The following is a 22,170-nucleotide window of genomic DNA, read 5'->3' as shown; positions in this document are numbered from 1 at the left end:
GGTCGCTCCGTTCCCTTCGCGGGCTGCGACTTCCGTCGTTCGCCTCGCTTCCGCTCGGCTCACAGCGCTCGCCCTTCCAGTCCACCAGGATATCTTCTGTCGCACCGGGCGACATCACTGGCTGGAGAGGTGAGAGCGATGCCTGACGGCGAGGGCTGGCCCGCCTCGACGGATAATCCGGCCGTCCGGCGCCTGTCGGACTGGCCGGCCGAGCCGCTCCGGGACCTCGCCGACGAGTTCGAGACGCCGCTCTATGTCGAGGACCTCGACCGCGTGAAGGCCAACGCCTCGCGGTTGCGGTCGGCGTTCCCGGACGCGGACCTGAGCTACGCGGTGAAGGCCAACACCACGCGGCCGGTGCTCGAGACGCTCGCGAACCGCGGGGTCGGGGCCGAGTGTGCTGCGGCGGGTGAGGTGCAGCGGTCGCTGGCGGCCGGCTTCCCCGCGAGCCGGGTCCGGTACACCGCGGTCAACCCGCCGCCCCGGGACCTCGATTACGTCTGCGGGCTGGATGCCGCGGACGAGATGGTCCTGACCGTGGGCGCGATGGATACGCTGAACCGGGTCGCCGAGCGCGAGTTCGAGGGCCGGCTCTGCGTCCGCGTGAACCCGGGCGTGGGGGCGGGCCACCACGCGAAAGTCTCGACCGGCGCGGAGCCGAAGTTCGGCGTCCCCTACGACCGAACAGCGGAGGTCGTCGAGCGGGCGCTCGAGCACGGCTTCGAGGTCGTCGGGCTCCACGCCCACGCCGGCAGCGGCATCTCCGGCGACGACCTCTCGGCGCACCGCGAACTCGTCCGGCGGATGGGCGCGCTCGCGGGCGACGTGGACGAGTCGCTCGACTTCGTCGCCGTCGGCGGCGGCTTCGGCGTTCCCTATCGTGAGGACGAGCCACCACTCGACCTGGACGCCGTCGCCGAGGCGACGCGCGAGGCCTACGGCGAGGGGTGGCGGGATTCCGTGGCCGGCGGCGACGGGAGTGCCCCCGAACCGCCACAGCTCGCCATCGAGCCGGGTCGGTACTTCGTCGCGGACGCCGGCGTCCTCCTCACGACCGTCAACACCGTGAAGCCGACACCGGAGACCACCGTCGTCGGCGTCGACGCCGGGATGACCACGCTCGTCCGGCCGGCGATGTACGACGCCTACCACGAGATACGGAGCCTGGAGCCGGACGTCCCGCGGCGCGACACCGTCGGCTGTGACGTCTCCGGGCCGGTCTGCGAGACCGCAGACGTGCTCGCCCGGAACCGGCCGCTGCCGGACCCGTCGCGGGGCGACCTGCTCGCCATCGGGAACACCGGGGCGTACGGCTACGAGATGGCCAGCAACTACAACTCCCGGCCGCGACCTCCGGTGGTGGCCGTGGAACACGGCGAACCCCGGCTCGCGGCGCGGCGCGAGACGCTGGCGGAATTAACCCGGCTAGAATCAGAAGCGGAGGACTCTTGAGCGGGTCTCCCGTTTAGCCGGTAACGAACGACGTGTCAGACGGTCTCACGGGTCGGCACGTCACCCCACGCGAGGACACGATGGTACACATCCAGAAATACCACGGCACGGGCAACGACTTCGTCATCGTGGACGCCGCCGAACGGGTCGGCGACCGGCGGGCGTTCGCGCGAGTACTCTGCGACCGAACGACGGGTATCAGCCATCCCGATACCCACCGGGTCGGCGCGGACGGCGTCCTCTTCCTCCATCTCGAGACGGAGTACGCCTCCCCGCGCGTCGTGATGACGCTCGTCCAGCCGGACGGCTCGGTCGCGGCCATGTGCGGCAACGGCGCGCGCTGTGCGGCCCGGTGGGCCGCCGAGCGAACCGGCAGCGACGAGGTCATGATCGACACCCAGTCCGGGACCCGCCGCGCGGTGGTGGCGCGGACGGAGCCCGACGACGGCAACCGCGGTCACGGCGACGACCGTGGCTTCGGCGACGAGGTCACCATCGAGATGGGGCGCCCGCGCTTTCTCCCCGAGGCAGTCCCGGTCCGGACGGCCGAGCCGCTCGTCGAGGAACACGTCGAGGGCCTCACCGTCACGGCCGTCAACACGGGCGTCCCCCACGCCGTCGCGTTCGTCGACGATGTCGACGACGTGGACCTCGAGGCGGTCGCACCCGCGGTCCGCCACGCCGACGTGTTCCCCGAGGGCGCCAACGTCACCGTCGCGTCCCGGACGGAGAGCGACGACGGCCCGGCCTTCCGCCAGCGCACCTACGAGCGCGGCGTCGAGGGCGAGACCGATTCCTGCGGGACCGGCGCGGTCGCCATCGCGGCGGTCGCCCACCGCCTGGGTCGCCTCGGGACCGGCGAGACGGTCCGCGTGACGCCGCCGGGCGGCGACCTGTTCGTCACCGTGACCGACGACGACGCACTCCTCCGCGGTCCCGCGGTCCTCGAGTTCGAGGCGGAGGTGCCCGAGCCGGGCGTGGGCCCCGACGCCGAGACGGACGTCGACCTGACCGACGTCGGCACCAACGCGGGCGACTGAACGCGTGAGCGCGTCCCCCGGCTTCGACCCGCTCGCCTTCCACGAGCGCGCCGTCCGGACCGAGTCCCACGAGTCCGCCGACGCGATGCGCGAGTTGCTGGTCGCGACGCTGGCCGACGCCGGTGCCGACCCCCACGTCGACGACGCGGGCAACACCCTCGCCGTCCGCGAGGGCGACGGCGAGGGGCCACATCTCGTCCTGAACACGCACATCGACACGGTGCCGCCACACGTCCCGTTCGAGACGGCCGAGGACGGCGCGGTCGTCCGGGGGCGGGGCGCATGCGACGCGAAGGGGCCGCTGGCGGCGCTCGTCGACGCCTTCCTCGCTGCACCCGTCGACAGCGGCCGGCTGACGCTGGCCATCACGCCCGACGAGGAGACAACCTCCGCCGGGGCCGCGGCGCTGGCGTTCGGCGACGACCCGCTCCGGGCCGACGGCTACATCGTCGGGGAGCCGACCGGGCTCGACGTCTGCGCGGCTGCCAAGGGCCGGTTCGAGGGGACGCTCACGGTGACCGGCGAGGCCGCACACGCCGCCGAACCCGAGTCCGGGACGAACGCGCTCCGGGCGCTCGCACCGCTGCTGGAGGCGCTCGACACCTTCGACAGGGAACGCGGCCCGGGGACGGACCCACAGCTCGGCGCACCGACGCTGACCGCGACGACGGTCGAGGGTGGCGAGGCCATCAACCAGCTCCCGGCCGAGGTCCGGGTCGGCATCGACCGCCGGAGCGTGCCGCCGGAGACGGCCGACGGCTTCGAGCGGGCGCTGAACGAGCACCTCAGGGCGGCCGAGTCACACGGTGCGGGCGTCGCGTTCGCGCTGACCGAGCGCGCGACGCCGTTCCTGGAGGCGTTCGCGACCGACCCGGACGAGGCGCTGGTCGAGGCGATGGTGGCGGCGTCGGGTGGCGAGGTCCGACCGTTCGGCGCCGCCACGGAGGCCTCCTACTTCGCGGCCGACGCGCCGACGGTCGTGTTCGGCCCGGGCGTGCTGGCGGACGAGGCGGGAGCGGTCGCACACGCCGAGCGGGAGTACGTCCGCCGCGAGGAGGTCACCGCGGCGGCCGACGCCGTCCGCGAGGCGGTCGCGTCGCTACTGGGGTAGAGCGAGCAGGCGGTGCTGTGGTCGGTCCCGGCGCGCGTCGCACCACGCACCCGCAGCCACGCGCCGGGCGAGCGTCAGAGCACGCGGGGCGTTGCTCCCGGGTTCGCACTTGAATCTACGCCGAGCGTTCGCCCTCGCCGACCTCGTCGTCGAGCGTGGGGTAGTGCATCGCCGGGTCACCGTCCATCGTGGTACCCGGGGCGGAATCGGCGGCGCCGACATCGGTGGCATCGACGGCGTCACTGCCGGCTGTCGGGGGGGCCGTCGGAGCTGCCGTCGAAGGGCCGTTCCCCTGCTGGGAGCCGCCGCCCGGTCGGGGGAGCGTGAGAGCACGGGCGACACGCCGTGCGACGCCGGCCGCCCGGCGTCCACCGCCCCGCGCGAGATGCACGAGCAAGCGCCCGGCCTCCCAGAGCGGGTCCTCCGTCGGCCCGTCGGGGGTGGTCTCGTTCTCGCCCGACGCGTCCGCCGCCCCCGAGTCGGCGTCTTCCCCCTCGAGTTCGACGAGCCGGGCCTCCAGCTCCTCGATGCGGGCCTCCTTCGTGGCGAGTTGCTCGCGGAGTTCCTCGACATCGGCGGCGCTCCCGGCGGCCGCGTCGTCCACGTCGGCGAGTTCGGCGATGAGCGCCTCGTCGACGCTCTTCAGGTCCGGGCGCTCGATGTCCTCCAGGCCAGGGGTGGCGCCGGCGTCGAAGGTCCGCTTGCGCCGGAAGCGGACCCACCGGACCCCCTCTTCCCAGTCGGCCTGCAGGAGCGCCTCGCCCGCGTCGAGGTCGCGCACGGCCTCGGCCGCCTCGCTCCCGAGGAGCGACTTCACGACCCGGGTATCGTTCTCCCAGGTGAGACGGTGCCAGACGAGCCAGTCGCACTGCGTGATGACGTCCTTGTCGACGGCGGCGGGGCGCTGGGAGAGCCCCACCATCCCGAGGCCCCGCTTGCGCCCGCGTTTGGCGACCCGGACCAGGGCCTCCCCGGCCTCGTCCAGGCCGCCGTCCTGCGGGATGAACTCGTGGACCTCCTCGACGAGGAGGAGGAAGGGGGTGCGGGCGTCGCGCTCGGCCCGGAACAGCGCCCGGACGAAGCTCGCGACGACCTCGCGGGCGTCGTCCTCCCGGAGGTAGCCCGACACGTCGACGATGACCGGGACGCCCTCCTCCAGGGCGAGCGTCGCCAGCCGGTCGGCGTGGCCCGGCCCGACCTGCAGGTCACACCGGTCGTCCGCGCCGACGTGGAGGACCTCGTACTCCTCCTTCAGCCCGTAGTACTCCCCGTCCGTGTCGATGACGGCGACCGGCAGCCCGAGGTCCAGCAGTTCCTCCAGCAGCACGCTCGCCGTGTTCGACTTCCCCGACCCCGACTTGCCCGTGACGAACCCCCGCCCCGCGAGCACGTCCATCACCGGCAGCGAGACGCCCTCGCCGACGGTGATCCGTTCGGGCACGTCGCTCATTGGTGGCCAGGTTGGTGGATTCCGGCATGGGCCTTGTGGCTAGACTGGGTTCTCGGAGAATCCCACCGTGGCGACTCCTACAACGACAACGAAACCCCCTACGAAGCCCTCGCGCGCTCAGGGTTCCGGGACTCGCTGTGCTCCTCGGGGTCCGGGCATGCGGCGGGTTCGCTTCGCTCACCCGCCGTTCCGGGCGTACCCTGCGGTGCTTGCGTCGTCCGGGAACCGCTGAGCGCGCTCGCCCTTCGAGTCCGCCAGGATGTCGAGAGTGTCACGGGCGCGGTGGCCCTGCCCTTCCCCAGGTCGCGCGGCACTCGGCCGCAAGGGCCTCGGCACGCGCTCCCGGCCGGGGAGTGGTTGGTCGGCCGGCCGGTTCCGGATTTAGGAAGCGCGCTCGCGCCATCCCCGTGGAGGCCGCGACCGCAGGGAGCGTGCCGGAACACACCGGCGCGAGCGCGGGGAGGTGTGGGGCCACTAGCACTCCGCCGGAACCACCACGAGCGTCGCTCGACCCGAAACACAACCCCCTGGAGGACTCGAAGGGCGAGCGCTCTCGAACCCTCCCGGGCGACGCAAGGACCACAGGCCGAGCGAAGCGAGGCCGAGGACCGCAGCGAGCCCCGGAGTGGTCGAGAGCGCGAGGGCTTCGCCGTGTCCCACACTACACAAATGCTACGAACATATTTCTATTGTTCCCCAAATTGAACCTCAATAAAGAATTCACTTATTAAGTAGACAATATTAATTATTTATAACGGCATCGGGTCGCCGGATTCCTCGTCCCCGCCGGCCCCGCGGGCCGACGCCAGCATCTCGGACACCGGCGGCTGGTAGTCGTAGCCCGGGACGATACCTTCCATGTAGGTCCCCTCGACGTACTCGGCGAACGCCTTCGCGATGGCGGCCGCGCGGTCGGCGTCACCGAACTGGAAGCGGTAGGTCGCGACGGCGTCGCCGGCCTCCTCGGCCACCGCCAGGTCGGCGTCCACCGAATCGCGCACGACGCCGGGGGCGTCCTCCAGGCGGAGCGCGAGCGTGTCGAACCAGCCCTCCTCGAGAGCGGGGCCGACCTCGTCGGCAGTCACGGCCGACAGCATCGGCGCCCTGACCTCCAGCTCGTAGGTCAGCTTCCACTCGGGCTCGCCCTCGTCGCGGGCCGTGACGGTCGCGTCGAACTTCGTGGTCGTCAGCACGAACGCCGGCCCGCCCGCCGCCCGCTCGTAGGCGTCGTGGCCGTCGAACGCACGGGCCGCCGCGGCCGGTAACTCGTCTGGCATCAGCGATCGTAGACGGCCGACCGACAAGAGCGCGTCGGGCCGCAGACGGCGCTGCGCGGGCCAACCTTCAAGCCCCGTTGCGCCGAAGACGGGTTATGGCCCTCCCTCTGTTCCCGGCACAGGCGGGCGTCGTCGGCGGCATCGTCACGCTGGTCATCCTGGCCATCGCCATCGTCGCCGTCTACAAGTCCGTCGTCATCGTGCAGGCGTACGAGCGGAAGGTGTGGACGCTGTTCGGGCAGTACCGCGGCATCAAGGAGCCCGGCATCTCGTTCATCCCGCCGTTCGTCTCGGCCACCTACGCGTTCGATATGCGGACCCAGACGCTGGACGTGCCCCGGCAGGAGGCCATCACGCGCGACAACTCGCCCGTGACGGCCGACGCCGTCGTCTACATCAAGGTGATGGACGCCAAGAAGGCGTTCCTCGAGGTCGACAACTACAAGCGCGCCGTCTCGAACCTCGCCCAGACCACGCTGCGTGCGGTGCTGGGCGACATGGAACTGGACGACACGCTGAACAAGCGCGGCGAGATCAACGCCCGCATCCGGAAGGAACTGGACGAACCCACCGACGAGTGGGGGGTCCGCGTCGAGTCCGTCGAGGTCCGCGAGGTCAACCCCTCCCAGGACGTCCAACAGGCGATGGAGCAGCAGACCTCCGCCGAGCGCCGCCGCCGCGCCATGATCCTGGAGGCGCAGGGTGAACGGCGCTCGGCCATCGAGAAGGCCGAGGGTGACAAGCAGTCCGACATCATCCGGGCCCAGGGGGAGAAGCAGAGCCAGATCCTGGAGGCGCAGGGTGACGCCATCTCCACCGTGCTGCGCGCGAAGTCCGCCGAGTCGATGGGCGAGCGCGCGGTCATCGAGAAGGGGATGGAGACGCTCGAATCCATCGGCCAGAACGAGTCCACGACGTTCGTCCTGCCCCAGGAGCTCACCTCGCTGGTCGGGCGCTACGGCAAGCACCTGACCGGCAGCGACGTGCAGGGCGACGGCCACGAACTCGAGGCACTCGACTTCGACGAGGAGACCCGTGAGCTGCTCGGCCTCGACGACATCGAGGAGATCCTCGGCCAGATCGAGCAGGAGACGGAGATGGACGTCGAGCAGATGGAGGCCGAGGCCCAGGCCATCAAGGAGGGCGAGGACCCGACGGACATCCGCGACCCCGACGAGGTCATCGAGGAGATGGACCAGGAGATGGGCGGCGACATCGATGTCGGGGCGGGCGACAACACCGGCGCGGCGACGCAGGAACGCAGCCGCGACGTCGATGCGGACGGTGACGGCAGCGCGGACGGCGAGCGCGAACCCGAGCCGGAGTGACCGCTCGGGGACGGCCCCCGGATACCGGACCCCGTCCACTGCTGCCGACGGCCTTTTCACCTCACTCGTGTACTACCACTCATGAGCGAGGAGTCGGTCGACGAGGAGAAACGAGCCACCCTCCGCCGGTTCGCCGCGGTCGGCGCCGGCGGCCCACTGGCTCGACTCGCCGGCTCCGACTCGCAGGACGACGAGACCACCAGCGAGGTGCCCGCCGCCATCCGGGGCTACCTCGCGACGACGCCGGGCGCGCACTTCTCGAAGCTCCGCGACGACCTCCGGCTGGGCACGGGCGAGGCACAGTACCACCTCCGCCGCCTCGTCGAGCGCGGCGCAATCACCTCCTGGAAGGACGGTGACTACCGCCGCTACGCCCCGGCCAGCCGCTTCTCCGACTTCGAGCGCCGGGCCCTGGGCTTCCTCCGGCGCGACACCGCCCGGGGACTCGTCGTCGAGCTCCTGCGCGATCCGGACGCCACCGGCACCGAACTCGCCGACCGCCTCGGCGTCTCGGCCCCGACCGTCAGCAAGTACGCCGCCGAACTGGCCGACGCGGGACTGCTCGACCGCTCGGACGGGTACACGCTGACGCGCCCGGAGACGACGCTGTTGCTGCTGGTGCGCTACGCCGACTCCTTCGGCGACGACGCCGTGGCGCTCGCCGCGGACGCCGACGAACTCGTCGAGTACTCGGGATAACTGTTCGAGAGGAACCCAACCGGACGGATCCGACCGAAAGCCGACAGTTCCCGTCAGACCGTGACCTTCCACGTCGTCCCCGAGGAGTAGCCCCACTTCTCGACCTCGAACGGCGCGGCCTCCTTCACGGCGCGCATGTTCGCCCCGACCTCCTTCGCGCTCATGTCCAGCGCCTCGCCGACGAGCCGCGACTTGAAGTACGCCGTCCCGTCGGCCTCGCGCCGCAGGTAGTCGACGATGCGCTGCTGTTTCTCGTTCAGGTCCGCCGTGATCTCGGTCTCGGTCTCCGTCCCCTGTGCCGCCGTCGCGCTCATACCTCCACGGAGGAGAGATGCACGGATAGTGGGTTTGGTACAGTGAGTTAATCGGCAGGTAGAGGATCCGAAAGCTGCGCTGATGCTGTTTCCGTGCCCACGCCGTTCTGGCAAGGAGCCCTCGAACTGCGGTGGTTGGTACGACCGGGAAATCGTCGATGATGCGGGTCAGTAAGAAGAAGTGCGTACGCGCGAGCAGGGCGGGACTCCGTCCCGCTTGCAGTCGGACGTAGTCCGACGACGAAGCGAGCGCGTATCACCAGCCCGAGCGACCGTAGGGAGCGAGGGCTGGCATTTTTTCTGAACGTTTTTTCGGTGAGCGGTTCGCACAGACGGCCGGCGAAGCCGGCCGACAAGCGAATCCCGAACCGCAAAAAAGCTCAATGGAACGCGATGGGCGTCCCGAGCTCGTCGCCGTCGTGGTCGATCTTCTCCATGGCCTCGTCGAAGTCCTCGCGGCGGACCTCGGTCCGGTCGTCGCGGATGGCGAACATCCCGGCCTCCGTCGAGAGCGACTCCAGCTCGGCGCCGGTGAAGCCCTCGGTGGCCCCGGCGAGCGAGGCGAGGTCCACGTCCTCGGAGAGGTTCATCTCGCGGGTGTGGATCCTGAGGATCTCCGTGCGCCCCTCGTGGTTGGGCTCGGGGACCTCGATGAGGCGGTCGAAGCGACCGGGTCGGAGGATGGCGCGGTCGAGCATGTCGAAGCGGTTGGTGGCGGCGATGATGGAGATGTCACCGCGCTGGTCGAAGCCGTCCATCTCCGAGAGCAGCTGCATCATCGTCCGCTGGACCTCGGCGTCGCCCGACGTCTTCGACTCCGTGCGCTTCGAGGCGATGGCGTCGATCTCGTCGATGAAGATGATGGCGGGCTCACGCTCCTCCGCGAGTTCGAAGAGGTCGCGCACGAGGCGGGCGCCCTCACCGATGAACTTCTGGACCAGCTCGGAGCCGGCCATCTTGATGAAGGTGGCGTCGGTCTGGTTGGCGACCGCTTTGGCGAGCATCGTCTTGCCCGTGCCCGGCGGGCCGTGGAGCAGGACGCCGGTCGGGGGCTCGATGCCGACCGTCTCGAACACCTCGGGGTTGGTGAGCGGATCCTCGACGGCCTCGCGGACCTCGACGATCTGCTCTTCGAGCCCGCCGATGTCGTCGTACGTGACGGTGGGGGAGGCGTCGACCTGCATCGCCTGCGCCCGGGCGTCCTTCTCCGTGTCGAGGACGGTCTGGATGGCGAAGGAGTCGTTGATGGCGACGCGGTCGCCGGCCTCGAGCTTGTCGGCGAGTCGGGGAGAGACGTCCGTGAGAACCTCCTGATTGTTGCCGTGCTGTTTCAGGACGACCTCGTCGTCGGCGATCTCCTCGACGGTGGCGAGGTACAGCGAGGAGGTCTTCAGCGCCTCGTTCTCCCGCTGGAGCTTGTCGACCTCCTCCCGGAGCTCGGACTGGCGGTCCTGGGCGGCGTCGAGCTGGCTCGTCAGCTCCTCGTGGACGCGCGTGACCTCGACGAAGTGGTCCTCGAGGGCGGCCAGCCGCTCGTCGGGGCCCATCTCCGGGTCCAGGTCGAGTGTGGGTTGGTCTGGTAGTGAGGGACTACGCGACATCAGGTGTCCAGAAGTTGGTGGTCCTCGTTAGAAGTGTCTTTGGGTTGCTACAGGTACCCATACCAAGAGACGGGAAGGTCGAGCAACCGGTGCGAGAGGGCCCAGTACCGGCCTCCGGCGTCAGCCGTGGGACTCCCGACCTCAGGTCAGCGACTCGAACTCGGCGACGAGGTCGCCGTACGCGTCGATGGCCTGCTCGACCGGCTCCGGCGAGGCCATGTCGACGCCGGCGCCGCGCAGCAGTTCGAGCGGGTACTCGCGCGAGCCCTTCGAGAGGAACTCGCGGTAGTCGGCGGCGGCGGGCTCGCCCTCGTCGAGGATGCGGTCGACGAGCGCGTTCGCCGCCGAGATGCCCGTGGCGTACTGGTAGACGTAGAAGCCGTAGTAGAAGTGCGGGATGCGCATCCACTCCCGGCGGATGCCGTCGTCCATCGTCATCGGCTCGTAGTAGGTCGACTTCAGGTCGCCGTACACCTCGTCGCAGACGTCCGGCGTGATTGCCTCGCCGTCCTCGGCGAGTTCGTGGGTCCGGTGCTCGAAGTCGGCGAACATCGTCTGGCGGAACAGCGTCGAGCGGAACCGCTCGAGGTACTCGTCGAGGACGTGCCGGCGGAACTGCTCGTCCTCGACGGTCTCCAGCAGGTGCTCGGTCAGCAGCGCCTCGTTGACCGTGGAGGCCACCTCGGCGACGAAGATCTCGTAGCCGGAGTAGACGTACGGCTGGGTCTCGCTCGTCAGCTCGGAGTGCAGCGAGTGGCCCAGCTCGTGGGCCAGCGTGTACATCGAGGTGATGTCGTCCTGGTAGTTCATCAGGATGTACGGCTGGCTGTCGTACGTGCCGCCCGAGTACGCCCCGGAGCGCTTGTTGGCGGTCTCGTAGACGTCCACCCAGCGCGAGTCCAGCCCCTCCGCGACCCGGTTCTGGTAGTCCTCGCCCAGCGGCGCGACCGCCTCGACGACGTGCTCGCGGGCCTCCTCGTACGGGAGGTCGACCTCGCCGTCCGCCAGCGGGGTGTAGAGGTCCCAGCTCCGGAGCTCGTCAACGCCGAGCACGTCACGCTTCAGCTCGGCGTGGCGGTGGAGGGTGTCGAGGTTGGCCTCGACGGTGTCCAGCAGGTTGTCGTACACCTCGACCGGGATGTTGGCGTCGTCGAGGCTCGCCTCGCGGGCGGTCTCGTAGTTCCGGGCGCGGGCCAGCTTGATGTCGGCCTTGACGCTGTTCTTGTAGGCCGTCCCGACCGCGTTCCGCACCGTCTCCCACTCGTCGTAGAAGGTGTCGCTGACCCGCTGGCGGAAGTCCCGGTCACGGTTCTTGAGCAGGGTGGTGAAGTTCGACAGCGTCGGGCGGACCTCGCTCCCGTCGGGCTTCTCAACCGCCGGGAACTCCATGTCCGCGTTCGTCAGCATGTTGTACACCTCGCCGCCCGCGCCCGTCACCTCGGAGAGGTCCGCCAGCAGCTCCTCGACCTCGGCCGAGCGGGTGTGGGGCTTCATCCGGAGCACGTCGTCGAAGTAGTGCTCGTACCGTTCGAGGTCGGCGTTCTCCGCGACGAGGTCGCGGAGCTCCTCACGGGTGCACTCCTGCAGTTCGGGCTCGATGAACGAGGCCGCCGAGGAGGCGTCGGCCGAGAGCGACTGGGCCCGCGCGGAGAGGGCCTGGTACTCCTGGTCGGCGGTGTCCTCGTCGCTCCGCATCCGCGCGTACGCGGAGACGTTCGCGACCTCGCGCATGATCTCCTCGCGGGTCTCGAGGGCGGCCGCCAGGGTGTCGGCGTCCTCCGTGACGCGGCCCTCGTAGGCCTCGAGCTCGTCGAGGCGGTCCTCGACCGCCTCGAAGGCCGCCTCCCACTCCTCGTCGCTGGCGAACATGGCGTCCAGGTCCCACTTGTACTGCTCGTCGACCTCCTCCCGTTCCGGAACGTCCGCGGCACTCATGGGCCGACCTAGTGGTGGGGGTGTGGTAAACGCATCGTCGGGCTTTTTCCGGCGACGGGCGCCCGACACGCCGTCCTCGGTCGCGGAGCGCGCTACGGTTTCGGGGCGGCCTTCTGGAGGGCGGTCTCGGCGATGTTCCCACCGTAGTCGGCGGCCCGCGTGAGCGAGTCGACGACCAGCCCGAGCAGCTGGGCCTGCTGGGGGTCCATCTCGCGGATGAGCGCGTCCACCTCGCGGGCCTGCTCGTCGATGGCCTCGATCTGGCGCCGGGCGTCGTTGGCCATGCGGGTGGCCTCCTCGGAGTCGTCCTCGAGCAGCGCGTCCATCGCCGTCTCGATGACCTCCTCCGCGGCGACGTGGAGGTCCTCCAGGGCCCCCGCGGCGTCCTCGGGCACCGCGTCGAGTTCCTGGGCGTGCGTGGCGATCTTGGTGGCGTGGTCGGCGACACGCTCGAGCTGGCGGGCGGATGAGTGGTAGTCGAAGCAGGTCTCCCGGTCCAGTCCCACGTCGGCCGCGGCGGCGGGGTCGCGCAGCACGGAGCGGAACACGCGCGAGACCATCGACCAGAGCCGGTCGACGTCGTCGTCGCGCTGGACCACGTCGGCCGCGAGGTCGTCGTCGTTCTCGACGAGCGCGGCCACGCTGTCGGCCAGCATCGTCACGGAGACGAGCCGCATCCGGGTGATGGCGTTGTGCAGCGACAGCTCCGAGGAGTCGAGCAGGTCCTGCAGCCGCACGCGCTCGGAGGTCTCGCCGATGACCTCCAGTCCCACCAGCGACTGGACGGCGTCGCGGATGGTGCGGCGCTGGGCCGCGGTCACGCGCGAGGACTCCAGCGTGATGATGTCGAACCCGCTGACGTACATCGTCACGACCGCGCGCATGAGGTCCCGCTCCTCGAGCCCGCTGATGTCCAGCGTGCCCTCGACCTTCTCCTCCTCCCGGCGCGGCGTGAGGAGGAGCGCGTCGTCCTCGGGATGGAACTCCACGACGCTCCCGCCGCTGACCCCGTTCTCGGTCGCCCAGTCCTTCGGGAGCGAGACGGTGAACGTCGAGCCGCCCGTCACCTGCACCTTGCGCGTCTCCATGGCCGGCGCTCGGACCCCACTCACCATAAATTAATCCATCTCTATATACAACACGCCTAATACCCGTACTTCCCCTGATGGGTCGGTCAACTGGGCGAACCGGGGGAGTTCCGGGGCGTCAGACATCCCGTTCACCCGCACCGAGAGCTGCCCATCCGAGCCAGCACACGCCGGGAGGTTCATCAGCTAAACCCAGATAGAAGGCCACAAGAGGCCCCCTGCGTACATCCCCCGGGCATGGAGTGCGACACTGTACCATCACCACCACTATATAGAAATCTGTTAAGAAAGTAGTAATCATAGTAGGCTACTTACCTATCGCATCCCCCGATTCGCGTGATGCCAGAAGACGACCGCTTCGACGGCGCGACACGACGAAAGTTCATCCTGGGCTCCGGCGCGGCGGCCCTCACGATGGCCGCCGGTTGTACGGGTGACGGTGGCGACGGTGGCGGCGGCGACGGCGGCGACGGTGGCGACGGTGGGAGTGGTCCCATCACCCCGCTCACCGCCGACGGTTCCTCGACCGTCTACCCGATCACGTCCGACGGGGGGTCGGTGTGGAACTCCAACCCGCCCGCGGACGACAAGGAGTACTGGGGTCCGGGCCAGTACGGGATCGACACGGACAAGCCGATGGCAGACTACTGGGCGGGCCTCTACGGCTTCGAGCCCCGAGAGGGTGCCCCGCCGTTCACCACGAGCGTCGGCCTCTCCCACTCCGGAACCGGCGTCTCGAAGGTCTCGAAGGGCCAGGTCGACATCGGTCAGTCCTCGGCCCCCGTCGAGGCCGAGCTGCCCGAGCGCGACTCCTACGACGACTTCATCGACCACGTCGTGGGCGTCGACGGCCAGCCGATCGTCGTCTCGCGGGAGATCTACGACGCCGGCGTCACGAAGCTGACCGGCGACCAGGTCGCCGCGATCTACAAGGGCGAGATCGAGAGCTGGCAGGAGATCGACAGCTACGACGGCCCGGACAAGGAGATCCAGGCGCTCGGCCGCGCCGAGGGCTCCGGGACGGACACCGCCTTCCGCCTCAACCTGCTCGGTGACCCGGACGCGCCGATGCCCGGGACGGACGGCCGCTACGGGCAGAACCAGCAGCTCCAGACCGCCGTCGCGGACTCCGACAACGCCATCGCCTACATCGCGCTGGCGTTCGTCCAGCCCGACGGTGAGGTCCCGCCCATCGCGCTGGAACTGGACGGCACGACCTACGAGCTGGGCAAGAACCTCGGCGCGAAGGGGTACCCGCTCTCGCGTGACCTCCACTGCTACACGTGGCAGGGCACGGACGAGAAGGAGTCGGCCTTCATCCGGATGATCCTGAGCGAGTACGGGCAGAAGAACTTCGTCGAGCCGAACAACTACTTCAAGCTCCCGCCGAGCCGCCGCGAGGAGGAGCGCAAGAAGCTGGCCGAGACGACGAACTGACGGTCCCGTTCCCCGCCCGCCGGGCGAACCGGGGGCCCCTCTCGGCTGGGGGCGGCTCTTCGTTCTTCACGTCCGGCGCACCGGGCGAAGCGTAACCTACAACACCTCAACCATCAACGTGATACCAGATGCTCGGTAGCGTCGGACTGGAGACGAAACTGCGCGAGCGTGACATCGAGCCGGGAGCCGCGGCGGTCGTCGGGGGTGGTGCGCTCCTGCTCGTCCTGGCGTTCGTTTCGTTCCTGCTCAATACGGGACTGTCGGCCGTTCCCCTGTTCCTGTTCGTCGGCGTGGCCGCCTACGGCTGGGTCCGACACCAGGCGGAGACCGCACGCGGGTTGATGCTCCTGGCGACGACGCTCGGGGTCCTCATCCTGACGCTCATCGTCGTCTTCCTGTTCCTGGAAGCCCGCCAGGCCTTCGAGCTGATGGGGCTCGATATCCTCCTGCGCACGGAGGCGCCCGTCTGGTCGGTCAACGAGGGCGTCTACGGCCTGGCTGTCGCCGTCCACGGCACCATCGTGACCACCATCATCGCGATGCTCATCGCCGCCCCGCTCGGTATCGCCGGCGCGCTGTTCATCAGCGAGATCGCACCCGACCGCGTGGGCGACATCGTCAAGCCCGGCATCGAGATCCTCGCCGGCATCCCCTCCATCGTCTACGGGTTCATCGGCTTCGCCATCCTGAACCAGTACTTCCAGGTGAAGTTCTCGCTCGCGAACTTCGGCTCCCTCCTGCTCGCGGGCATGATGATCGGACTGATGGCGCTCCCGACGGTCGTCTCCGTCTCCGAGGACGCCATCAACGCCATCCCGGAGTCGATGAAGAGCGGCTCGCTGGCGCTGGGCGCGACCGACTGGCAGACCATGAAGGGCATCACCCTGCCGGCGGCGTTCTCCGGGGTATCGGCTGGGGTCATCCTGGGCGTCGGCCGGGCCATCGGCGAGACGATGGCCGCGACGGTCATCCTCGGGAACATCCCCCGGAACTTCGCCCAGCCGCTGCCGGACGTGTTCGACAACACCGCCACGCTGACCAGTCTCATCGCCAGCCAGTACGGCGTCGCCGTCGGGCGGGCGAACCAGCTCAGTGCGCTGTTCGCCGCCGGGGTCCTGCTGTTCGTCATCGTGATGATCCTCTCGGTCGCGTCACAGCGGATCGAGGCGCGGATGCGCCGCAAACTGGAGGGGGAGGTCTGAGATGAGCAGCATCACCGACACCGAGACGGAACTGGTCCGGGAGGACTCGACGCTGGCCGAGGGGGCCGCCGCGGCCACCACGGGCGTGGGCGTCCTGCTGTTCGTGCTGGGCTGGGTCGGCCTCTTCGAGGTCGTCCAGCCCGCGAACCCGCTCGGTCCCGCACTGTTGCACGACTGGTACGGCCTGCTCATGCTGCTGGGTGGGGGCGCGGTCGTCGCGCTCGGTGTGGCCTCCCGACTGGGCTACACCGCAACGGAGCCCAGCGCCAGCGCCGGTGTCACCACCGGCATCGCGTTCGGGCTCATCGGCTTCACCGCGTTCGGGCTGACGCTCTCGCAGACGGTCGGGCTGAACGGGCCGCTGGGGCTGTTCTGGATCGTCCCCTCGATTGTGGGCGCGGTCGGGACGTTCGCGGCCACCGCACTCCCCCGCGAGGACCTCGGCTCGACGCTGACGACCGGCACGCTGGCGGTGGTCGTCGGGGCGGTCGTCGTGACGGGCGTCATCGGGCCACAGTGGGAGTGGGTCCTCGGCGGCGACTGGGAACCGACGTTCCCGGCCGGCGTCGTCGTGCCCGGCCTGTCCATCGTCGTCGGCCTGCTGATCACCTGGGCCGCGGCGAAGGCCCGGGCCGGCTTCGGTGCCCGCGGACGACAGGACGGTGCCTTCCTGCTCGCGAGCCTGAACGCCATGGCGATGATCGCCGTCCTGATCGTCCTCATCGGCTTCATCGTCCTCCGGGGGGCCGACGGCGTCGTCCGCGGTCTCGAGGTCGGTCTCGGCGTCGGCCCACAGCTGTTCGGCCTGTTCGCGCTCCCCATCGACGTGCCGTTCGTGATGCGCGGGGTGGGGCTTCGGGGCATCAACGGCATCCTGCCGGCCATCATCGGCACGATCTGGCTCGTCATCGGGGCGATGCTCCTGTCGGTCCCCATCGGCGTCGGCTCGGCGGTGTTCCTCACCGAGTACGCCGAGCGGGGGCGGTTCACCCAGCTCGTGGAGACGGCCACGAACGGGCTCTGGAGCACGCCCAGTATCGTCTACGGCCTGTTCGGGCTGGCCTTCTTCATCCCGCGCTTTGGCAACAAGCAGTCGCTGCTGGCCGGCCAACTCGTTCTCGGCTTCATGATGCTCCCGCTGGTCATCATCACGGCCCGTGAGTCGCTGAAGTCCGTCCCGGACGCCTACCGGGACGCCAGCGCCGCGCTGGGCGTGACCCAGTGGCAGACCATCCGGAGCGTCGTGCTCCCGGCCGCGCTGCCCGGCGTCGCAACGGGGGTCATCCTCGGCGTCGGCCGCATCGCCGGCGAGACGGCGCCCATCCTGCTGGTCACCTCGTCGACGAAGTCGCCGTTCCCGCAGACGTATCCGCGGGTGCTGCAGGGCTTCCAGTTCACGGCCAGTCCGCCGTTCATCTCGAACCCGGCACTGCTGGAGGCCTCCAGCGCGCTGCCGTACCAGCTGTTCGCGCTCATCACCGCGGGTGTCGGCGCCGGGCCGAACGCCCGCATCGACCCGTGGGCGACGGCGCTGGTGCTGCTGATGGTCGTGCTGAGCTTCTACGCGATCGGCATCGTCACCCGGAACTACTTCAGGAGGCAGCTACGCGCATGAGCGACTCAGTCACAGAGACAGACACGGAGACAGAAGCGGAGACCGAATCAGCAGCCGAGAGCACCACCGGCGCGGACGTCGGCACGTCCATCTCGGCCAGCACCACCGGCACCACCGTCGAGGGCGAGACCCAGGAGGAGCTCCGCGACGAGTGGGTCGAGTACGAGTTCGACGGCCGCGCCAAGATGCGCACGGAGGACCTCAACGTCCACTACGGGGACGACCACGCCCTGAAGGACATCTCGATGGAGATCCCTGAGAACAGCGTCACCGCGCTCATCGGGCCGTCGGGCTGTGGGAAGTCGACGTTCCTCCGGTGTCTCAACCGGATGAACGACCGCATCCGCGCAGCGAACGTCGACGGCGCCGTCGAGCTGGACGGCCAGAACATCTACTCCGAGAACGCCAATCTCGTCGAGTTGCGCAAGCGCGTCGGGATGGTGTTCCAGTCCCCGAACCCGTTCCCCAAATCCATCCGCGACAACGTCTCCTACGGGCCGCGCAAGCACGGCGACATCGACACGGGCCTGCTTGCCCGCCTCACCGGTCGCGACGACCGCGAGGCGGAGGAGGCGCTGGTCGAGAAGTCGCTGAAGCAGGCCGCGCTCTGGGACGAGGTGAAGGACCGCCTCGACGACAACGCGCTCGGCCTCTCAGGCGGCCAGCAGCAGCGCCTCTGCATCGCCCGCGCGCTCGCCACCGACCCCGAGGTCCTCCTGATGGACGAGCCGGCGTCCGCGCTGGACCCCATCGCCACCTCGAAGATCGAGGACCTCATCGAGGAGCTCTCCGAGGAGTACACGGTCGTCGTCGTCACGCACAACATGCAGCAGGCCGCCCGCATCTCCGACCAGACGGCCGTCTTCCTGACCGGTGGCTACCTGGTCGAGTACGGCGACACGGACCAGATCTTCGAGAACCCGGAGAGCCAGCGCGTCGAGGACTACATCACCGGCAAGTTCGGATAGCGTGGCTCGCGAGGCGTTCCAGGCCGAGCTCGACGACCTCCGCGCCGACATCGTCGAGCTGGGCCGGACGGTACTCGACCAGTTCGAACGCGCGGCCGATGCGCTCGCCGAGAGCGACACGGCGGCCGCCCGGGCCGTCATCGAGGCCGACGAGACGGTCAACGAGCGCTACCTGGAACTCGAGGCCCGCTGTATCGACCTGTTCGCCCTCCAGCAGCCGGTGGCGGGCGACCTGCGCTTCGTCGCCTCCTCGTTCAAGATCCTCACCGACATCGAGCGCATCGGCGACCTCGCGGTCAACCTCGCCGAGCGCGCCCTCGAGAAGCGCGAGGACTACCTCCCGGAGCTGAACGTCGACGACCTCACCCACATCGCCGCGGAGATGATCGAGCGCGCCATCGACGCCTACGAGGCCGGCGCCCCGGACCTGTGTCGCGCGGTCGCCGACCAGGACGACGAGCTCGACGGCCTCTGCGAGCGTGTCGGGCAACTCGTCATCGAGGACCTCGTCGGCCGCGACGTCGAGCGAGCCGTCGACGACGACCTGCTGGCCGGCGTCCGCCGGCTGCTGGTGACGGTGCGGGACATCGAGCGCGTCGGCGACCATGCGGTCAATATCGCGGCACGGACGCTGTACATGGTGGAGGCGAGCGAGGCGCTCCTGTACTGACCCCGGCAGCAGAGCCGGGACCAGGGACGCCCGAGCGGGCGCAGTTCACCCCGTACCGCCGGCAGTTCGAGGACCGGGTCGACGCGAACGGCGGGCCGATTGGCGTCTCGACGAGATATTGGAGGTGAAATGCCAGAACAGATACCCAAAACCAAATGCGGCACTGTCTAGTTTAGCACCTCCTCAGCTGGCGTTCGTCCGTCGAGCGATTGGTGCGGTCGTTGTTCGTTGTAGTATTGCACGTAGTGAGAAATCCAACGGCGGACGCTCCGCCGACTGCCGACCCACGAGTGATGGAAGCGGTCGATGCGCTGCTTGAGGGTGTGAAACCACTTTTCGATGAGGTTTCGGTCGGTGTAGTCCACCCGACCGCTCAGCCCTAATCGATTGAGGGCAGTCCGATAGCCGAACGAGTCAGTCAAAAACGTGGTATTCGCGCAGTCGTGATTTTCACGGAGTCGGTGGAGGAACGCAGCCGCTGGATCGGTGCCGTGACGCTTGAAAATCTGGGCATCCAGAATCAGCTTTGTATCAAGGTCGATTGCAGCGTACACCCAACACAGGTCGCCATTGATCCGGACAGCAGTCTCGTCAACCGCGACCCGCGACGGCGAAGCCGTCGGCGGGTCTGGACTGCTGTCAGTCAGCCGATGTACCCACTGAAAGATCGCCTGATGCGAACGCTCCACACCGAGAGACGCAAGAATCGCTTCTGTTTCTCTGAGTGAACAACCGGTCGCGTGAAGCCGGACGGCGAACGCCCTGACGGGCGTCGCCGTCCGCTCACGCTCCCAATATTCATCTAAGTCGCCGTTGTAATCGTTCTCGAGCAGGTCTGCGAGCATCTCTAGGCAAGACACTCAACGACCTGCTCGTTCCTCAATCTGCGCTAACTAGACAGTGCCCCAAATGCAATTTTCTAAAATAAATTACAAATACTCAAACAGAACCTCTCGGTAGATGTTTGCGGCCGTTCCTGTGACTCGCGCACGGCACGACGGCCGCCGCGCTCAGTTGACCGCCTTCGACAGCTCCGCGCCGGCCTTGAACTTCACGTCGTTCGACGCGTCCGCGGCCCCGACGAGGTGCAGGACCGGCGCGTCGAGCGCCGTGGCGACCGACCACGCGGGGGCGTCGCCCTCCTCGCCGGGACAGCCGCCGGTCGCGTGTCTGGCGAACGCCTCTACGGACTGGACGTCGTAGCAGTACGCGCCGCCGTCCCTGCAGACCGGCGGCGCATCGGCGGGGAGGTACTCGTCGTCGGCGTCGTATGGCGCACTCAGGGTGATGTTGGCGTACGTCGTCCGGCCGGGCTTCTTCCGGACAATCGTGTCGTTGCCCTGCTTGAACCTGACCCCGCCCTCCTCGATATCCGAGCGCGAGACGCCGACGACGAAGTTCGGGCCGTCGGCGGTCAGGAGCGTCGCGCTGTTCTCGTAGAGCGCGCCGTCGTCGATGGTCCACCCCCCGACGTACAGCAACTGGTCCTCGTGGCGGATCCGCCGCACGTGGAACAGTACGGGCATCGGGCACGGGCAGTCCGGTGGGGTCGCGACGGCGGGACAGACGAGCGCCGACGAGACCGTCACCTCGCCGACGGTCACCTCCTTCGCCCACGAGTCGAGCGAGTCGACCGGCGAGACGGTGTTGTCCGGCGCGATCCACAGCATGGGTGCCGCGCCCTCGGCGGCGGGCGTCGCCCCGGTGACGACGACCCCACCGGCGGTCTCGAAAGCCGCGACGTGGCGCTGTTTCGCCTTCGCCTCGTCGAGTCGCGCCGTCAGCAGGTCGCGGCATGAGAGGTCACGGTGGACCGCGACGCCGTCCTCGCCCTCCCCACAGCGGTCGGCGTCCTTCTCGCCCAGGAAGTAGTCCACCACGCGCTGGGGCGTGAGCTCGTCGGCCAGCGCCGGGCCGCCGCCCCGCACGCGGGCGTCGGGGAGGCTGACGACGAAGTGCTCGGCGATGGTGGCTGCCCGACCACGGATCTCGAGGTTGTCGAAGAGCGGTGCCGCGGCGTCGAGGATGCCGTCGCCGTCGCTGTCGAGGTCGTCGAGGATGCCCTCGATGTCGCCCTGCGCGATGCGGCGGGCCTGCCGGAGCGACCCGCTCGCCCGGTCCCACTCGCCGGCGGCCACGGCATCCCGCGCATCGCCCACGAGGTCCGCCTGCGTGGCGAGGTTCTCGGCGACGGTTCTGCACCTGTCGGTCCGGCACCCATCGAGGGCCCTTCCGGCCCGCTCCGATATCTTGGTGAAGCCGTCGAACGGGTCGTTTATCCCGTCGCTCGCCCGCTCGTCCACGGCGGCGAGGGCCGCGCTGGCGTAGACCACCAGCGCCCGCTCGGCGTCCAGCGTGGCCACGAGGTCCAGGATGCCGTCGCCGTCGTCGTCATCGTCGAGAGGGTCGGGCACCCAGATGGACCGCGGCTTGTTCGAGCGCGAGGAGTTGTAGTCCTGCGCCTTCGTGGTCGTGCTGGTACTCCAGCCCTCGATCTCGATCTGCCGCGACTCCGCGCGCAGCGTCGGCGGGACGAACCGCACGTCGACCGGCCCGCTCCGGGACGCCGTCACACCGTCGACCTCGTCACCGACATAGAACGCGGCCGGCGAGGCGGCCCGGTTGGCCACCGCCTCCTCGCTGGCCCGGTCGAGCAGCCCGTCGAGCGACGTACAGCCCGCGAGCCCGCCGAGCGCGACCGCCCCGCCCGCCGCGAGGACCGCCCGGCGCGTCGGCAGCCGGGGACGGTCCGTCGTGGCCACCGGTTCGACATTCGTGCGACGTGATTCGTACATTATTGAGATTATACGTCGAGTAAGTATATAACATAGATGGAGCATATCTACCCAGACTCACGGAGTCGGTGCCCTACCGACCCGCATTTCGGTGCGCGGGACGGGGGCTCGACTCCGTCCGACCGACGAGCGCGGCCCTGCGGGGGCTGTGCCCCGAGACGCACGAGCGTCGCGCCCCGTCTACCGCC

18 protein-coding genes are annotated in these 22,170 nt (G+C 69.2%); 10 read left to right on the top strand and 8 right to left on the bottom strand.

Features of this window, described 5'->3' with window-relative positions; translation table 11 throughout:
• Positions 1-138: 138 nt before the first annotated feature.
• The 3 genes from lysA (at position 139) to P2T62_RS03600 (ending at position 3,603) form a co-directional block, all read left to right on the top strand.
• A complete protein-coding gene (lysA, locus tag P2T62_RS03610) occupies positions 139-1,452 on the top strand; it encodes a diaminopimelate decarboxylase (RefSeq protein ID WP_276260126.1) in 1,314 nt (437 codons plus the stop codon).
• A gap of 80 nt (positions 1,453-1,532) precedes the next feature.
• A complete protein-coding gene (gene dapF, locus P2T62_RS03605) occupies positions 1,533-2,492 on the top strand; it encodes a diaminopimelate epimerase (protein ID WP_276260125.1) in 960 nt (319 codons plus the stop codon).
• 4 nt (positions 2,493-2,496) lie between these two features.
• Complete coding sequence (locus P2T62_RS03600; RefSeq protein WP_276260124.1) at positions 2,497-3,603, top strand: M20 family metallopeptidase; 1,107 nt, start codon at positions 2,497-2,499, stop codon at positions 3,601-3,603.
• Between the two features lie 115 nt (positions 3,604-3,718).
• On the opposite strand, the gene P2T62_RS03595 is transcribed toward P2T62_RS03600, so the two are convergent.
• Together P2T62_RS03595 and P2T62_RS03590 are read right to left on the bottom strand one after the other, a co-directional pair.
• Positions 3,719-5,053: an ATP-binding protein gene (locus tag P2T62_RS03595; protein ID WP_276260123.1), complete on the bottom strand. Its 1,335-nt coding sequence runs from the start codon at positions 5,051-5,053 to the stop codon at positions 3,719-3,721.
• Between the two features lie 749 nt (positions 5,054-5,802).
• Positions 5,803-6,330, bottom strand: a complete 528-nt coding sequence (locus P2T62_RS03590) for a DUF5813 family protein (RefSeq protein WP_276260122.1) — start codon at positions 6,328-6,330, stop codon at positions 5,803-5,805.
• Between the two features lie 95 nt (positions 6,331-6,425).
• Between P2T62_RS03590 and P2T62_RS03585 the strand changes: the two genes are divergently transcribed.
• Both P2T62_RS03585 and P2T62_RS03580 read left to right on the top strand, forming a co-directional pair.
• Positions 6,426-7,658, top strand: coding sequence for an SPFH domain-containing protein (locus P2T62_RS03585; RefSeq protein ID WP_276260121.1), 1,233 nt, complete (start codon positions 6,426-6,428; stop codon positions 7,656-7,658).
• Positions 7,659-7,739: 81 nt separating this feature from the next.
• The gene (locus tag P2T62_RS03580) at positions 7,740-8,357 is read left to right on the top strand and encodes a winged helix-turn-helix transcriptional regulator (protein ID WP_276260120.1); all 618 of its coding nucleotides are present in this window, start codon (positions 7,740-7,742) and stop codon (positions 8,355-8,357) included.
• Positions 8,358-8,410: 53 nt separating this feature from the next.
• On the opposite strand, the gene P2T62_RS03575 is transcribed toward P2T62_RS03580, so the two are convergent.
• The 4 genes from P2T62_RS03575 to P2T62_RS03560 form a co-directional block, all read right to left on the bottom strand.
• Positions 8,411-8,671 carry a DUF7123 family protein gene (locus P2T62_RS03575; RefSeq protein ID WP_276260119.1) on the bottom strand — a complete coding sequence of 87 codons (261 nt, stop codon included), beginning with the start codon at positions 8,669-8,671 and terminating at the stop codon, positions 8,411-8,413.
• Positions 8,672-9,051: 380 nt separating this feature from the next.
• Complete coding sequence (pan2, locus tag P2T62_RS03570) at positions 9,052-10,272, bottom strand: proteasome-activating nucleotidase Pan2 (RefSeq protein WP_276260118.1); 1,221 nt, start codon at positions 10,270-10,272, stop codon at positions 9,052-9,054.
• Between the two features lie 141 nt (positions 10,273-10,413).
• The gene (gene pepF / locus P2T62_RS03565; RefSeq protein WP_276260117.1) at positions 10,414-12,207 is read right to left on the bottom strand and encodes an oligoendopeptidase F; all 1,794 of its coding nucleotides are present in this window, start codon (positions 12,205-12,207) and stop codon (positions 10,414-10,416) included.
• A 92-nt stretch (positions 12,208-12,299) separates the two neighbouring features.
• On the bottom strand, positions 12,300-13,295 hold the full coding sequence (locus P2T62_RS03560; RefSeq protein WP_276260116.1) for a phosphate uptake regulator PhoU: 996 nt from the start codon (positions 13,293-13,295) through the stop codon (positions 12,300-12,302).
• A 339-nt stretch (positions 13,296-13,634) separates the two neighbouring features.
• Between P2T62_RS03560 and P2T62_RS03555 the strand changes: the two genes are divergently transcribed.
• The 5 genes from P2T62_RS03555 to phoU all read left to right on the top strand — a co-directional run bounded on the left by P2T62_RS03555 (position 13,635) and on the right by phoU (position 19,187).
• On the top strand, positions 13,635-14,732 hold the full coding sequence (locus P2T62_RS03555; protein WP_276260115.1) for a PstS family phosphate ABC transporter substrate-binding protein: 1,098 nt from the start codon (positions 13,635-13,637) through the stop codon (positions 14,730-14,732).
• Positions 14,733-14,860: 128 nt separating this feature from the next.
• A complete protein-coding gene (pstC, locus tag P2T62_RS03550; RefSeq protein WP_276260114.1) occupies positions 14,861-15,934 on the top strand; it encodes a phosphate ABC transporter permease subunit PstC in 1,074 nt (357 codons plus the stop codon).
• A 1-nt stretch (position 15,935) separates the two neighbouring features.
• The gene (gene pstA / locus P2T62_RS03545) at positions 15,936-17,549 is read left to right on the top strand and encodes a phosphate ABC transporter permease PstA (RefSeq protein WP_276260113.1); all 1,614 of its coding nucleotides are present in this window, start codon (positions 15,936-15,938) and stop codon (positions 17,547-17,549) included.
• A complete protein-coding gene (pstB, locus tag P2T62_RS03540; RefSeq protein ID WP_276260112.1) occupies positions 17,546-18,517 on the top strand; it encodes a phosphate ABC transporter ATP-binding protein PstB in 972 nt (323 codons plus the stop codon). Before pstA ends, pstB begins: the two co-directional genes overlap by 4 nt.
• Position 18,518: 1 nt before the next feature.
• On the top strand, positions 18,519-19,187 hold the full coding sequence (gene phoU / locus P2T62_RS03535) for a phosphate signaling complex protein PhoU (protein WP_276260111.1): 669 nt from the start codon (positions 18,519-18,521) through the stop codon (positions 19,185-19,187).
• A gap of 167 nt (positions 19,188-19,354) precedes the next feature.
• Here phoU and P2T62_RS03530 read toward each other — a convergent pair whose 3' ends face one another.
• Positions 19,355-20,032 carry an IS6 family transposase gene (locus P2T62_RS03530; protein ID WP_276257837.1) on the bottom strand — a complete coding sequence of 226 codons (678 nt, stop codon included), beginning with the start codon at positions 20,030-20,032 and terminating at the stop codon, positions 19,355-19,357.
• A gap of 165 nt (positions 20,033-20,197) precedes the next feature.
• Positions 20,198-21,982 carry a hypothetical protein gene (locus P2T62_RS03525; RefSeq protein ID WP_276260110.1) on the bottom strand — a complete coding sequence of 595 codons (1,785 nt, stop codon included), beginning with the start codon at positions 21,980-21,982 and terminating at the stop codon, positions 20,198-20,200.
• Positions 21,983-22,170 lie beyond the last annotated feature (188 nt).

It is taken from the genome of Haloglomus litoreum (assembly GCF_029338515.1).
Lineage (GTDB): Archaea > Halobacteriota > Halobacteria > Halobacteriales > Haloarculaceae > Haloglomus > Haloglomus litoreum.
This window is presented reverse-complemented; position numbering and strand designations above follow the sequence as displayed.

What these genes read in the sequence shown, in the direction of transcription:
- pstB (WP_276260112.1), top strand. Translation starts at nt 17,546, where the DNA reads ATGAGCGACTCAGTCACAGAGACAGACACGGAGACAGAAGCGGAGACC.
- dapF (WP_276260125.1), top strand. Translation starts at nt 1,533, where the DNA reads ATGGTACACATCCAGAAATACCACGGCACGGGCAACGACTTCGTCATC.
- P2T62_RS03560 (WP_276260116.1), bottom strand. Translation starts at nt 13,295, where the DNA reads ATGGAGACGCGCAAGGTGCAGGTGACGGGCGGCTCGACGTTCACCGTC.
- pepF (WP_276260117.1), bottom strand. Translation starts at nt 12,207, where the DNA reads ATGAGTGCCGCGGACGTTCCGGAACGGGAGGAGGTCGACGAGCAGTAC.
- P2T62_RS03555 (WP_276260115.1), top strand. Translation starts at nt 13,635, where the DNA reads ATGCCAGAAGACGACCGCTTCGACGGCGCGACACGACGAAAGTTCATC.
- P2T62_RS03595 (WP_276260123.1), bottom strand. Translation starts at nt 5,053, where the DNA reads ATGAGCGACGTGCCCGAACGGATCACCGTCGGCGAGGGCGTCTCGCTG.
- P2T62_RS03590 (WP_276260122.1), bottom strand. Translation starts at nt 6,330, where the DNA reads ATGCCAGACGAGTTACCGGCCGCGGCGGCCCGTGCGTTCGACGGCCAC.
- P2T62_RS03530 (WP_276257837.1), bottom strand. Translation starts at nt 20,032, where the DNA reads ATGCTCGCAGACCTGCTCGAGAACGATTACAACGGCGACTTAGATGAA.
- lysA (WP_276260126.1), top strand. Translation starts at nt 139, where the DNA reads ATGCCTGACGGCGAGGGCTGGCCCGCCTCGACGGATAATCCGGCCGTC.
- pstC (WP_276260114.1), top strand. Translation starts at nt 14,861, where the DNA reads ATGCTCGGTAGCGTCGGACTGGAGACGAAACTGCGCGAGCGTGACATC.
- P2T62_RS03585 (WP_276260121.1), top strand. Translation starts at nt 6,426, where the DNA reads ATGGCCCTCCCTCTGTTCCCGGCACAGGCGGGCGTCGTCGGCGGCATC.
- pstA (WP_276260113.1), top strand. Translation starts at nt 15,936, where the DNA reads ATGAGCAGCATCACCGACACCGAGACGGAACTGGTCCGGGAGGACTCG.
- P2T62_RS03580 (WP_276260120.1), top strand. Translation starts at nt 7,740, where the DNA reads ATGAGCGAGGAGTCGGTCGACGAGGAGAAACGAGCCACCCTCCGCCGG.
- P2T62_RS03525 (WP_276260110.1), bottom strand. Translation starts at nt 21,982, where the DNA reads ATGTACGAATCACGTCGCACGAATGTCGAACCGGTGGCCACGACGGAC.
- P2T62_RS03575 (WP_276260119.1), bottom strand. Translation starts at nt 8,671, where the DNA reads ATGAGCGCGACGGCGGCACAGGGGACGGAGACCGAGACCGAGATCACG.
- pan2 (WP_276260118.1), bottom strand. Translation starts at nt 10,272, where the DNA reads ATGTCGCGTAGTCCCTCACTACCAGACCAACCCACACTCGACCTGGAC.